11 protein-coding genes are annotated in these 13,031 nt (G+C 71.9%); 8 read left to right on the top strand and 3 right to left on the bottom strand.

The genetic code is table 11. From position 1 onward, the window contains the following. Positions 1–74: 74 nt before the first annotated feature. From JOM49_RS22125 to JOM49_RS22110, 4 genes are all read left to right on the top strand, one after another. The gene (locus JOM49_RS22125) at positions 75–1,898 is read left to right on the top strand and encodes an asparagine synthase-related protein (RefSeq protein WP_209666158.1); all 1,824 of its coding nucleotides are present in this window, start codon (positions 75–77) and stop codon (positions 1,896–1,898) included. Continuing rightward, positions 1,889–2,146 (top strand): lasso peptide biosynthesis PqqD family chaperone, encoded by a 258-nt coding sequence (locus tag JOM49_RS22120; RefSeq protein ID WP_209666157.1) that lies wholly within the window; start codon positions 1,889–1,891, stop codon positions 2,144–2,146. The genes JOM49_RS22125 and JOM49_RS22120 overlap by 10 nt, the downstream gene beginning before the upstream one ends. Then, on the top strand, positions 2,143–2,559 hold the full coding sequence (locus tag JOM49_RS22115; RefSeq protein WP_245369414.1) for a lasso peptide biosynthesis B2 protein: 417 nt from the start codon (positions 2,143–2,145) through the stop codon (positions 2,557–2,559). Before JOM49_RS22120 ends, JOM49_RS22115 begins: the two co-directional genes overlap by 4 nt. A 611-nt stretch (positions 2,560–3,170) precedes the next feature. Continuing rightward, positions 3,171–3,815: a class I SAM-dependent DNA methyltransferase gene (locus JOM49_RS22110; RefSeq protein WP_209666156.1), complete on the top strand. Its 645-nt coding sequence runs from the start codon at positions 3,171–3,173 to the stop codon at positions 3,813–3,815. Here the strand turns inward: JOM49_RS22110 and JOM49_RS22105 are convergent. The 3 genes from JOM49_RS22105 to JOM49_RS22095 all read right to left on the bottom strand — a co-directional run bounded on the left by JOM49_RS22105 (position 3,812) and on the right by JOM49_RS22095 (position 7,117). Then, positions 3,812–5,023 (bottom strand): hypothetical protein, encoded by a 1,212-nt coding sequence (locus tag JOM49_RS22105; protein WP_209666155.1) that lies wholly within the window; start codon positions 5,021–5,023, stop codon positions 3,812–3,814. The genes JOM49_RS22110 and JOM49_RS22105 overlap by 4 nt on opposite strands. Before the next feature lie 136 nt (positions 5,024–5,159). Continuing rightward, positions 5,160–6,269: a TRM11 family SAM-dependent methyltransferase gene (locus JOM49_RS22100; protein ID WP_209666154.1), complete on the bottom strand. Its 1,110-nt coding sequence runs from the start codon at positions 6,267–6,269 to the stop codon at positions 5,160–5,162. Between the two features lie 68 nt (positions 6,270–6,337). Continuing rightward, on the bottom strand, positions 6,338–7,117 hold the full coding sequence (locus JOM49_RS22095) for a serine/threonine-protein kinase (protein ID WP_209666153.1): 780 nt from the start codon (positions 7,115–7,117) through the stop codon (positions 6,338–6,340). A gap of 816 nt (positions 7,118–7,933) precedes the next feature. On the opposite strand from JOM49_RS22095, the gene JOM49_RS22090 reads away from it, so the two are divergent. From JOM49_RS22090 to JOM49_RS22075, 4 genes are all read left to right on the top strand, one after another. Continuing rightward, the gene (locus tag JOM49_RS22090) at positions 7,934–8,986 is read left to right on the top strand and encodes a sigma-70 family RNA polymerase sigma factor (RefSeq protein ID WP_209666152.1); all 1,053 of its coding nucleotides are present in this window, start codon (positions 7,934–7,936) and stop codon (positions 8,984–8,986) included. A 206-nt stretch (positions 8,987–9,192) separates the two neighbouring features. Further along, the gene (locus JOM49_RS22085) at positions 9,193–9,516 is read left to right on the top strand and encodes a pilin (RefSeq protein WP_209666151.1); all 324 of its coding nucleotides are present in this window, start codon (positions 9,193–9,195) and stop codon (positions 9,514–9,516) included. Positions 9,517–9,597: 81 nt separating this feature from the next. After that, the gene (locus JOM49_RS22080; RefSeq protein ID WP_308158833.1) at positions 9,598–11,763 is read left to right on the top strand and encodes a TrbL/VirB6 family protein; all 2,166 of its coding nucleotides are present in this window, start codon (positions 9,598–9,600) and stop codon (positions 11,761–11,763) included. Between the two features lie 12 nt (positions 11,764–11,775). After that, complete coding sequence (locus tag JOM49_RS22075) at positions 11,776–13,026, top strand: PrgI family protein (RefSeq protein ID WP_209666150.1); 1,251 nt, start codon at positions 11,776–11,778, stop codon at positions 13,024–13,026. The last annotated feature ends 5 nt before the right edge of the window (positions 13,027–13,031 follow it).

Here is a 13,031-nt window from a genome sequence, read left to right as displayed (position 1 = left end):
AGCAGGCGGGGCGTGGCCGTGTTCGCGCGGCCACGCCCCCACCCAGAAGTGAGTACTCGACGAACGGAGCGAAAATGCGATTCCTGGTCCTGCCCGATCACCCCGGCGCCGCCACGGTGATCGGCGGCATCGACCTGGACGATCCAGGGAGCCAGATCGTGGCGCACCCTTCGGGAAGGCCGTGGATCGTGGGCCGCTGGCACGAGCGCGATCTGCTCGTCGCCACCGCCGGGGAGGTGTCGGTCGCCTTGCTCGGCGCCGCCCTGATCACGCCGGACGAGCTGGAGCGGCGGCTGCGGTCGATCACCTCGCCGCGTGACCTGGACACTCTCGCCGGTTCGATGGCCGGCGGCCACCACTTCGTCGCGTCGGTGGCCGGCACGGTGCGGGTCCAGGGTTCGCTGTCCACAGCCTTCCAGGTTCACTACGCCACCTGGCACGGCCTGACCGTGGCGTCGAACCGGGCAGAGCCGCTGGTGGACCTGATCGGCGCCGGGATCGACGAGGAACGCGTCGCCCTGGAGTTGCTGGTGCCGTTCGGACCGCCCTGGCCACTCAACGACCGGCCGCCCTGGCGCGGAGTGCACGTCCCCCAGCTCGGAGAGTGCCTCGAGATCCGGCCCGACGGCGCCGGGCGCACCCGGCGGTGGTGGTCACCCCCGAGCCCGCACCAGCGGCTCGGAAACGGCGCCACCATCGGTCAGGCCCTGGTGGACGCCGTCACCGCGCGCACCCGCGGAGAGGGCACGGTGAGCACCGACCTGTCCGGTGGCCTCGATTCGACCACCCTGACCTTCCTGGCCGCCCGGACCGGAACGCGGCTCGTGACCTCGCACTTCCAGGCCGACGGCCGGACAACCGACGACCTGGCCTGGGCGCGGCTCAGCGGGCGCCACCTCGCCGGCGCCCGGCACCTGGTCACCTCGCCGCAGGACGCACCCGACTGGTACGCACAACCCGACCACGCCCCCCTCGACCGGGAAGGCCCCCACGTACTGGCCCGCGCCTCGGCGGCGACGGACCACCTGGCCGCGCTGGTGGCGGCCGAAGGCTCTCGCCGGCACCTGCAGGGCGTGGGCGGCGACGAGATGTTCCAGCCGGGAACCATGTGCCTGTCCGGCATCGCCCGCCGGAGACCGCTGCTGGCCCTACGCCACGCTCGGGCGCTGAGGGCACGACGCCGCTGGCCGATGCGTGCCACCGCGGCCGTGCTCGGCTACAGCCAGTCCTATGCCGATTGGCTGACCGGCTGCGCAACCGGGACACCGGACGCCGCGCGAAAGCTCGGCGCGCCGGCGTGGGAGGTGTCACCGACGCTGCCGCCGTGGATCACCGCCGACGGCGCCGCCACCATCCGCCGGTCCCTGCACACGGCCGCCGGTTCCCGCCCCGAACCGCTGTCCCCGCTGCCCGTACAACACGAGATGATCCGGATCAACTGCGTCAACGGGCGCATGCTGCGACGGCACTCCCACCTCGCCTCCGCGCACGGGGTCACCTTCCATGGCCCGTTCACCGACGACCGGGTCCTGGAAGCGGCGCTGAGCATCCGCCTGGAGGACCGTATGGACCCCCATCGGTTCAAGCCCGCGCTGGTGACCGCGATGACCGGACTGGTGCCCGGCGACATCCTCGCCCGCACGACCAAGAACGAAGCCAGCGCGGCGATGTACGCCGGAATGCGCAACCGCCGCGAGGAACTGGTGGACCTGATGGCCGACTCGCGACTGGCGCGCATGGGACTGATCGATCCAGCCGCGGTCCGCGGGGTCCTGCGTGGCGCCCACGCCACCGCCCTGACCCTGATGCCGCTCGACGCGACCCTGGCCTGCGAACTGTGGCTGCGAAACACCGGCGAACCCGCGTCGGCGAATCCGGGAGGAACCCCATGGGCTTGACCTTGTCCGCGCACGTGACCATGACACCGGCCGACCGTGGCATGGTGCTTCTCGACGAAAGAACAGGCCGTTACTGGACGATGAACCACACCGGCGCTACGGTCCTGCGCGCACTGCTGGCCGGCTCCGATACCGCGAGCATCGTGGCAGATCTCCGCGTCACCTACCCCGCGGCGAGCGACCACGTCGCCGCGGACGTGACAACGCTGCTGCGCGCACTCGACGACGCGGGGCTGGTCGCGCGATGAGCGGCGTCGAGATGACGCTGGAACCTCGCGTTCGGGTCCCCCTCATCCAGCGGCCCGCCGCCCTGGCCGCGGCCCTCGCCGGCCGACTGCTGGCCACCGCCTCACCCGCCCGCCTGCGGAAGCTGCTTCAACTCGCCGCCCGAGGAGCTACCCCGGCCACCGCCGAGCAAGCCCTCCGGGCCCGCCGGGCCGTGGTCGCGGTCAGCATCGCCTGCGCGGGCCCTCGTTGCCTGCAACGCTCGATCGCCACCGCACTGCTCTGCCGGTTGCGGGGCACCTGGCCACAGTGGTGCACCGGCGTCGTCACCGAACCCTTCGCCGCACACGCCTGGGTCGCGGTGGACGGGCAGCCGATCGGTGAGGACCCTGACATGGTGAAGCACTTCCACATCGTCATGTCAGTCGACAGCTAAGCAGTCCGGCGGCACGGCGCCATCCCCACTCCGAATAGTTTGCCCCGTCAATATGGCCAATCGGCCAAACTCTCGAAGCCACCCCCTTGTGGTCTGGCAACCCGCTTCGCCAAACGAGCCGCCTGTCACCGCGCCGGAATCATCCTCGCCTGCATCGTCCTCCAACTCCGAGAAAGATCCGCAGGACACGTCCTAGTCGGGGATGGCTCCGAGGCTCATGTTCGCGCGGGTCTGAGACGGTGCCCGCCTCGCGGAGATCGGCCAGCCGACGCTGAAACTCCTCGGCCAGGTGCTGATAGGGCCCTGGTCGCTGGTTGCCCTGCGGGTCGGTGCGTGCGTAGAAGCCCGTTCTGGCGACGCCGGCTTCTCGTGCGAGAGTCTTGAGGTCGCAACCGCCGCGGGCTGGAAGCTGCCCCAGCAGTAGGCGGTCCATCGCAGCACGGATGCTGGTCTCGTTGCGGCGGCGCTGTTCGGTTGTCAGCGGCATGATGTGCTCTCCTGCATTGCGGTCTGCGGAAACATGGCGGAGTTCTGGGCCAGTTGGCGGCCGATGATCGGTCTCTCTGCGTCGGCCGTCCACGAGGTCGTGATCATGGAATATCGTGCCGGTCATGACCACGGATGACTGGTTGGCCGACACCCGAACCTCTTATGACACGGTCGCGGTCAGCTATGCCGACCAAGTGCGCGGCGCCCTCGCCGGACACCAGTACCTGCGCGCGGCTCTGGCGTTGTTCGCCGACAGCGTGCGGATCGCTGGCGGCGGGCCGGTCGCGGACATCGGCTGCGGCCCCGGTGAAGTCACCGCCCACCTGCATGAGCTCGGTGTCGACGCCTTCGGTGTCGACCTCTCCCCTGGGATGATCGACGTGGCCCGGCGCGACCACCCCGGCCTGCGGTTCGAGGTGGGCTCGATGACGGACCTGGACCTCCCCGTCGCTTCGGTGGCCGGCCTGCTCGCCTGGCAGTCGTTGATCCACATCCCTGACGACGAGGTGCCGACTGTGTTCGGGCACTTCCACCGAGCATTGCGTCCCGGCGGACCGCTGCAGCTCCTGTTTCACGTCGGCGACGAGTCGCGGTTGAAGACGGAGGGCTATGGCGGTCACCCGATGAAGGTCCATGTCCACCGCCGTCAGCCTGACCAGGTGGCATCCTGGCTGCGCGATGCCGGATTCGTGGTCGAGGCTCAGATGCTGCTCGACCCGGATGCGGAAGCTCAGCAAGCGATTCTTTTTGCACGCAGTAAGTCCTAACTTCTGCATATGTCGGGCTCGCCAGTCGGAACCGGAGGACGTGCGGGTGTGCTCCCAGCGGTGCTGGTGGCCTCGTCGATGCTGTCGAGCACTCGTTGGACACGGTCGTGCTCGCGCCGAAGCCGGGTCTTCTCCCCCGTGGGGACTCTGGGGTTGCCGAGGAACGCTTGGAAGGTGGCCGCCTGCTCGGCCCAGATCGGTCGGTGGCAGGCGTGGTGGGTGACCTGCGGGCAGCGGGCCGAGTCGCACAGTCCGATCAGCGGCCGTGTCGCCTCTGTGGTCCCGGCCAGTCGCAGGCAGAGCGCTTTGGACGGGTCGCGGAACCAGCAGTAGTTGGCCGGGCCGACGTGCAGGCTTGCGGCCTGCGCGCGGAGTAGGTTTTCGATTCGCCGGTCGGTGTCCAGCACCGTCGGCTCGGCCGGTGCGCTGTCCCGCAGCGCGTTGTCGATGTGGGTGAAGGTCGCGGTGAGGTCGCGGGCACCGAGTCCGGCGGGGAGCTGTCCGGCCTGGAACTGGCGGAATGCGTCGATGGTCAGGCGGAGGTGGTGTTCTTCCTCCAGTTCCTGGACTTCGGCGTGGAAGAGGGCTTGTGATCCGCCGGGGCGGTTGGCGTAACCCTCGGTGGTGGCGGTCGACACGTGCTTGAGGTGGATCTTCGCCGCGAGCAGTCCGCCGGGGCGTTGCGCGAGTTCCTGCGCCAGCGTGCGGCGCAGCATCCGCAGGTTGAGCGGGCCGGCGGGGATCGGTGTCAGGCCGAGTCGCTGCCCGGCCGGGCCGTTGATCCAGTTCCGCAGCCGTGGGTAGCTGGTGTGGAAGACCATCGCGCCGAACACGGGTTCGCCGGTGCCGCCGCCGTGGAGACGTTCGGCGAGCGCGAACGCCGCCGCGCTCGCCACCGCGATCCGGGGCGACGCCGCGACCGCCGACAGCACGGTCCCGGCTGCGATCGCCGCGAGCACGGCGCGCAGGCCGAACGCCTCGTGCAGGACATCGCGAACGGTGAAGACCAGACCCGCCACGCAGGCACCGGCGGGAATGGCCAGCGCGCCCAGGGTGAGCAGGTGCTGCGCACTGGCCCAGTTCGCCCCGACAACCAGGCTCAGGTAGCCCCCTGCCGCGACCCACCCCACCGACGCGCCGGCCCCACGGGCGCGGCTCTGGCCGTGCCACGCCACGACGAGGCTTGTCGTCTGCGGTGGCGTGGTCACGGTCGCTCCCCGCTGGGCTGTTCCGGAGCTGGTGGTTCGGGCGCTGGGCAGCGGTGCCGTGCGGCGGCGCGGCGCGCAGCGGCGGGCAGCTGGAACCGAGCTGTCCAGCCGCAGTCGGGGCACCGCGTGCGCGCACTCACGACCGCCACCCCCGGCCCGCGGGCGCGGTCGCCACCGGGTCGCTGGTGGGCTCGAGCGGGCGGCGCAGCACGATGACGTCTTCGTGCGCGATCAGATGCAGCGGCAGGCCCTGCGCGCGTTGCTTGCGGATGAAGTCGCGCTGAAAGAAGCTGCCGCGGGCGACGAGTTCGGTCTCGGCGACGCGGGCCAGCAGTGCCACGCACCGTTCGACCGGCACCAGTCCGGCGGCCTGGCCACAGGCGATGATCTGTGAGGGCAGGTCGATCAGTTCGGAGTGCTCTCGCCACGGCCGTACGGTGATCACGAGGTGCCCGCCGGGGCGCAGCACGGCGGCACACCCGGTCAGGATGCGGGTGAACCCGGACAGCAAGCGGTGGTGGCCGACGTTGGCGAGGTTGCCGCGGTCCAGCGCGCTGCCGTAGCGGTGGTGGAACTTGTGCACCTTGCCGTCGTCGGAGTCGGTGGTCGCGGTGACGACCTGCCCGTGGGTGGACGGCCCGTATGGGGGTGAGGTGACGATGAGCGCGGCCTGGCCCCGGTAGCGCGGGGCAAGCAGGTGCGGCAGTTGCCGGGCGTCGCCGTGCACGATCTCGCTGTCGTGGTCATGGCCGCGCCGGCGCGCCAGGTCGAGGTTGGCCCGGGCGACCGCGACCCAGTGCCACTCGTACTCCACGCCGACCGCGCGGCGCCCGGCGTCGATCGCCTCGACCAGGGTCGTGCCCGACCCGGCCATCGGGTCGAACACGAGGTCACCGGGGCGGGTGTAGTGGGCGATGGCGTGCGCCGCCACGGCCGGGAGCATCTTCGCCGGGTGCGCGGTCGAGGCGGCCACGTAGCGGCCCTTGCGCTGGGAGGCCGGCGAGGTCTGCGCGGTCGCCCACACCGACAGCGGCAGGTCGTCGGCGTCGGTGACGGCGGTGGCCGCGGACGGTGCGATCGGGTCGTCCACGGCCGGGATGCGCGGGCGCGCCGTGGTGGTGTGGGCGGCGGTGTCGAGGGCGGTGATAAGCGCACGCGGGATCGGCACAGTCGGGGCGTCGTCGAGGTGGGAGGCGGACTCGGGCGCGGCGAAGGTGGTCGGCGCCGAGGGGTGCTGGTGAGGCATGGGCGTGGTGCCTTTCGCGGGTATGGGAGTGGCCGGCAGCGGCTCGGGCAGCAGCGGTGGGGGCGGGGTCACTGGTCAGCCCCGGGGCTGGGCGCGGCGGTCGCCGAATCGGGCTGCGGTGGTGGTGTGGCGGGGTCGGCGGGCTGGGCGAAGGCGAGGACGTCGCCGTGCGCGCGCAGGTGCGGTGCGGGCAGTCCGCGCACCGTCGCGCGGTGGCGGGCACGCTCGTACTCGGTGGTCACCGCCGCGTTCGGCGCGGCGTGCAGACGCCCGTTCTCGATGGGGGTGTGCAGGACGACGACGTGCTGTAGGTAGAGCAGATCGGCGTGCTGGCAGGCGGCCACGATCGCGCCGGTCGGATCGACCAGCCGCCCTTGATTCCAGTCACTGTGCGTGTAGACCGCGAAGATGCCGCCGTGGCGCAGGCGCTGAGCCGCCAGTAGCGCGAGCCGATCCAGCGAGACCGTCTCGGCGGCGCGGGCGGGCAGCAACGCCAGCACCAGATCCACCCGCGTGCCGTGCTCCACTGTGAGCACGTCCGCGCTGCCGCGCGCACCGGGGCGCGCCGAGACCGCGGGCGCCTCGGTCAGCACCGTGGGCGGGTCGGCGGAGTCGGTGACGAGACCGGCCCAGAACGGTCGCGGCGACGCGGTGGCCGTGGGCGTGTGCGGTCCGGGGGTGAGTGTCTCGACGGTGCGCTCGAGCGCACGCACCGCCTCGCGCGCCGCCACCAGCGCACCGTCACCGGTCGCTGGGGCGCGGTCGGCAACGGGGCGGGTGGCCGTGTCGAGGTCGACGAGTACGACGTGCGCGCCGCGGTCGGTGAACGCCGCCGTGATGGCCTCCACGATCGGTACCGGCCATGCCGTGTGCGCGTCGATCGGTTCGTCCCCGCACGTCCACACCGTCGCCGGAGTCGGCTCCCCCGGCGAGGCTGCCGCGCGCCGGCGCGGCGACGCTGACGGGCTCTCGGGACGGGCAGATGCGGGGGCCGGTCGGCGAGCCGGCGTGGTGGCGTGTGTGCGGGCTCCGGGGTACGGAGCGCGGTCGCCATCGCGCCGGGCACGCGGCGGACGAGGCGAGTCGGGCCGGCGACCGGGACGACCATCCGGGGACTGCGAGCGCTGGGTCATGGAAGGCCTCTCAGGTGGGAACGAGACGGGACCGTGTGGGTCCGGGGCGCTGTGCTGGCATTCCCTAACTCCGAATTTCAGGGTCGTCGGGGACAGGACGTGTCCAACGAATTCCGGCGTTCTCGCGACGCCGGTCACCGAAGATATCCGCGACCACGACAATCGCTTCTGCAGCGCGGTGAACACCACGACTCGTGTTGAGTGACTGCGTATCAGGAACTCTTCTGTGACTGTTTCCCAGGCATCCGCCTCAGGGCCCACCGGCACGACGAGTGACTGAGGCGCCATCCGGCGACCGGCGGCCTCGCCCAGTCTTCCTACACTGCTCAAGCACCTGATACTGGACGCCTCACACGGGCCGTGAAGCTGCCTGGCGAGCCCGCGGCGAGAGCGGCGCCCGCTCTGCATCCAAGGCCATGAGGCGCTCGCGAGGCGCTTCTGTCGCGTTTTCGAGGCGCCTGTGAAGCGGTTCTGAGGCGGTACACACGGCTTTCTGATGGCTCACCGCCGTCGATCGCCTCGGGATTTTCCATGAACGTGCCGCGACCTGAGTCTGGAATGAAAGAACCTGTTTTCTTCACCCGCCTGAAGCCGGCGTTTGTGGAGAACGGGAATGTCTTCGATACCGCGTGGGCCAGCTTCGGGTGGCTGGTGACCGGGCCGGCACCGCTGTCGGTCGATGGCCGGGACGTCGCCGGCTTGCCACCGCGGCTGCTGGCCCTGGACGAACTGGGCACAGTGCTGTTGTCAGCGTCGTGCAGCCAGGACACGCGGGACGCGGCGTGGCGGCATCTGATCACCCTGTCCCGCGCCGAGGGCGAGAAGTGGACGGTGGCGTGTACCGGTCTGGCGCTGCCCGTTCTGCTGCCTGTCGCGCGCACGCTGACCCGTGGCCTGAACGCGGGAGACCGCGACGACATCCACGCCGCGATCCTGACCGGGTTCCTGGAGGGACTGCGCAGCGTTGATCTGAAGCGGCGGGCGGTGCTGGTGCGGCTGCGCTGGACCGCCTACCGCGCGGGCGAGCGGGCCTTGCGCGAGACGCTGGAGCGTCCGGTCCCGCACGAGCATCTCGCGTCGTGTCGCGCGCCGGCGCCGCGCTCTGGCGGACACCCGGACCTTGTCCTGGCCGCTGCGGTCGCAGAGGACGTCCTCACCGCCAGCGAGGCCGAACTCATCTCCGGGACACGCGTCGGCGACGTCGCACTGGCCGACGCCGCACGCGCTCGCGGGCAGTCCTACGACACCGCCAAACACGCCCGCAACCGGGCCGAGGCACGACTGGCTGCCTACCTGACCGACAACGCGACCGGCACCACGCCCGAACTCGGTCGTTCTCCCGGCGGTCCCCCACAGTCTCCGGCCGCGACACCCGGATCTGCGCACCGCGTCCAGCCACGCGATGTGACCAGGGCGCAGGGCGGGTCGGGGAAGAAACTGCGCGCCCCGATGTCCCCGGACGGGCCGGGATCCGGAGTTAGTCAGCGCGGGACCCGCCTTCCCGCAGACCGCCGTTCCCGCGCCCGCCGCACCCGCAGCGGTCCGGCCGCGCGCCCCACCCGGGAGGCCCGCTCATGCGACTGACGCCAGGCCGTCACGCCCACACACCGACACGCCGCGCGACGTCGCGCCGTCCCCGCTCCCCGGTTCCCGCGCCGCGACCGCGCAAGACCACTGGTCGAGTTACGACCACCGCCGCGCATCGGACGGGCACCTCCTGCGCGGGTTCGGCTTCCTCCTCGATTGCGGCCATCCGCACCCGGCAGGGAGAGGCTCGCCGGCGCCGGGGTGTGCTACTGCTCGGGTGGCTGGCCGCCGCCGGAGTGCTGCTGACCTCCTCGGCCGCGCGCGCGGACACCGTCCAGATCGTCGCGCTCGCCCAGACCATCGACGAGGTCTTGAACAACATCCGCAACTGGATCATGGGGATCCTCGCCGGGATCGCCATCGTGCTGTTCAGCATCGCGGGGCTGCGCTACCTGATGGCCTCGGGTGAGCCCGGAGAGGTCGAGAAAGCCAAAGGCGCCTTGAAGGCCGGCTGCATCGGGTTCGGGCTGGCCGCACTCGCCCCGCTCGTGGTCGAGATCCTCAAGGGCATCGTGGGCGGGGTGTGAGCCATGCCCGCACACCGCCGCATATCCTCTATCCCTCCCCTCCGTCGCGCTCGGCGCGGACTGCGCTGGGTTCGACGGCTCGTGGTGTTGGTCCCGCTGCTGGCTGTCGCCGGGATCACGCTGACCGCCTCGGCCACCCCCGCACCCACGCCGCACGCCACCGCCGCTGCCGTGCCGCTCGCGCAGCCACCGGTACTGCCGGTGCCTCCGGTCGACGACCCCACCTGCCCGCCCGGTGCCGTCGTCCCCGGGTGCCTGCCGCCAGTGACCCCACCTCCCGCGCCGTCTCCCGGGCCGCTGCCGCCGGTGACCGAGATCCCGGTCCCGGACCCCGCGGACTGTTTCCCGGGGTCGGTGCTGCCCGGCTGCCCGCCCCCGGGCGGCACCGAGCCGCCACCGGCGTGTGAGGGCCTGAACTGCATCCCGCAGCCCGTGCCGCCCGGCGCGCCGGCGCCAGGTACTCCGCAGGCCCCGGGTCCGGGCGGCGAGCCTGAGTCGGAGTGCGGGATTTTCGATCCGCTGGCGTGTGTCACCGACGGGATCGAGGCGTTCTTCCGCGGCGTGGTGACCGAGGCGCTCAACCCGCTGCTGGAGTTGCTCGGGACCACGCTGCTCACTACCCCGGAACCGGCGTCGCTGCCCGCGGTCGGGCAGTTATGGACCGAGTCCTGGCAGCTGATGCTGGCCGTCTACGCGACGCTGATCGTGATCGCCGGGATCCTGCTGATGGGGTATGAGACCCTGCAGAGCCGCTACACCGTCAAAGAACTCGCGCCGCGCGTCGTGGTGGGGTTCCTCGCCGGCACGCTGTCGCAATTCGTCGCGGTCACCGGGATCCGCCTGGCGAACGCGCTGTCGGCGGCGGTGATGGGCGACGCGCTCGACCCGGCGGCCGCGGGCAAGGCCATGACCGACATGGTGACCGGGTCGCTGGCCGGTGGCGGGGGCTGGCTGTTCTTCATCGCCCTCGCGCTGGTGGCGATGATCGTGGTCTTGCTGGTCACCTTCATCGTGCGGGTGATGGTCACCATCGCCGTGATCGCCGCCGCGCCGCTGGCGCTGATGTGCCATGCGCTGCCCCACACCGAGGGCATCGCCCTGACGTGGTGGAAAGGTTTCGGTGGCCTGCTCGCCATCCAGGTCGGGCAGTCGCTGACGCTGGTGGTGGCGCTGCGCGTGTTCTTCACCCCGGGCGGGTTCACCCTGTTCGGCCCCTCGGTGTCCGGGGTGGTGAATCTGCTGCTGTGTCTGGCGCTGATGTGGATTCTGATCAAGATCCCGTTCTGGTGTCTGTCCCCGCTGCGCGGCAACGGCCGCTCCTTGCTCGGGTCGCTCGTGCGCGGCGCGATCGCCTACAAAACCATGGGCTTGCTCGGCGGAGCCCAATCCATGCTCGGCGGCAAAGGCCGGAAGGGCGGTGGCCGGGTGCGCGGCAGCGGTGCCGGTGGGGGTGTGCCCGATCCTCCGGCTACGCGTGCGGGGCAGTTCATGTTGCCGATGCGGGTCCGCCGTGCGCGGCCCGCGCGTCGCTCGCCGCGCCTGGGTGAGCTTCCGGGCACTGGCGTCGGTCGCAGGCCTGGGCCGGGGCAGATGTCGCTGTTCACCGCCACCGGCTCTGGGAGCCAGCGGGAAGTGTCGGCGAACCCGCGGGCGCTGCCGCCGGAGGATCTGCCCGGCGCACTACCCCAGGATCAACTCGGGTTGCCGATCATGACGCGGCGTGACCCCGGCCGGGTCGGGCGCAGGACGGTGGCCGACGACCTCGCCGACCGCCCGGGTATGCCGCCACCGGTACCGCAGCCCGGACTGCTGTTGCCGGACGGGCGGATCAACCGCAACGCCCGCCCACCCGCGCACCTGCCGCGCGCGCTGATCGCGCCGAGCACCGGGATGCTGCCAATCCACCTGCGCCCCGCTCCCCCGCAACCGCCTCGCCGGACGCTGGCCGACGACCTCGCCCACCCCGCACCGACCAGCCCGCCGCCGCAGCCAGCACTGATCACCCCGTCCGGCCACATCAACCGCGCCGCCCGCCCTCCCCTCCGCCCCATCCGGGACGCCTACACCGGTAACCGGGCCTTGGCATCGGGGCAGTACCCGCTGCCGCTCGGAGTCCGGCGCGAACCCAAGCCTGCCGCTCCGCCGGCCGCCGCCAAGACCGCCTCGCCACCGCCGAAGGGGCGCCCCGGAACACAACTGCGACTGCCCCTGGACCTGCCCGGTCGCCGGGGCCCGACCACGAAGTGAGGTTTACTCGCCATGACTTCTCCCGTGCGTGTACCCGCCGACGTCGACCGCCCGGACCGAATCCTCGGGCCCCTGACCGCCCGGCAAGTCGCGATCCTCGGCGTCGCCGCGCTTCTGCTCTACGGCCTGTACTCGGCCACGCGGACGTTCGTGCCGCTGCCGGTGTTCCTCCTCGTCGCCGCGCCGCTCGGTGTCACCGTCACCGTTCTGGCCCTCGGAAAGCGCGACGGGCTGTCGCTGGACCGCCTCGCGCTGGCCGCGCTCCGCCAGCACCTCTCGCCACGCCACCGCGTCGCCGCGCCCGAAGGCGTACGCGCCGCACCGGCCTGGCTGACCGCCCAGCGACCCGGAACCCGCACCCGAGGCTGGCGACGGCGCGCGGGGGCGGGCGGTGCCGAGGCGGTGTCCCCGGCGCCGCTGGAACTGCCGGCCAGCGGTGTCACCGGCACCGGCACCCACGCCGGGGTCATCGACCTCGGCAGTGACGGGCTCGCGGTGATCGCGGTGTGCTCGACGGTCAACTTCTCTCTACGCACGCCCGCCGAGCAAGAGGCGCTTGTCGCCGCCTTCGCCCGCTACCTGCACTCGCTGACCGCGCCGGTGCAGATCCTGGTCCGCGCCGAACGGCTCGACCTCGCACCGCAGATCGCCGAGTTGCGGGCCCGCGCCGGCGGGCTGCCCCACCCCGCCCTGGAGGCCACCGCGCGGGACCACGCGGACTATCTCGCCGACCTCACCGCGCACACCGAGCTGCTGCGCCGCCAGGTCCTGCTCGTCCTGCGCGAACCGTTACGTAGCGGCCCGGCCCCCGCCGCGTCGGGCGTGCTGCCGTGGCGACGCCACCGCGAAGCACCAGCACTGGCCGAAGGGGCGCGGCAGGCCGCCGAGCAACGGCTCGTGCGCCGCCTCGGCGAAGCCACCGAACTGCTCGCCCCCGCCGGGATCGTCGCCACCCCGCTCGACGCCGCCGCCGCGACCGGCGTACTCGCCGCGGCCTGCAACCCCGACACCTTCCTGCCCCCGTCGGCGGGGCTGGCCGGAGCCGACGAGGTCGTCACCGCCACCACCACCTTCACCGACCTCTACGGCCCCGACAACGCCGCGGCAGGAACCCACCCCATGTCGGCTCCTCGCCCGTCGGCAACACACGAATCCGAGCCCGCATATCCCGCCCCGGCTCGCGCTGCCCGGTCGCGGGCGTCGGGTCCGTGGCTGCCGGTGGACGAGGACTGGGACTACGACGACGAGATCGAAAGCAGGTAAACCCC

Source organism: Amycolatopsis magusensis, assembly GCF_017875555.1.
GTDB classification, from domain to species: domain Bacteria; phylum Actinomycetota; class Actinomycetes; order Mycobacteriales; family Pseudonocardiaceae; genus Amycolatopsis; species Amycolatopsis magusensis.
The sequence above is the reverse complement of the archived record's forward strand: the minus strand, read 5'-3'. Positions and strand labels throughout refer to the sequence as shown.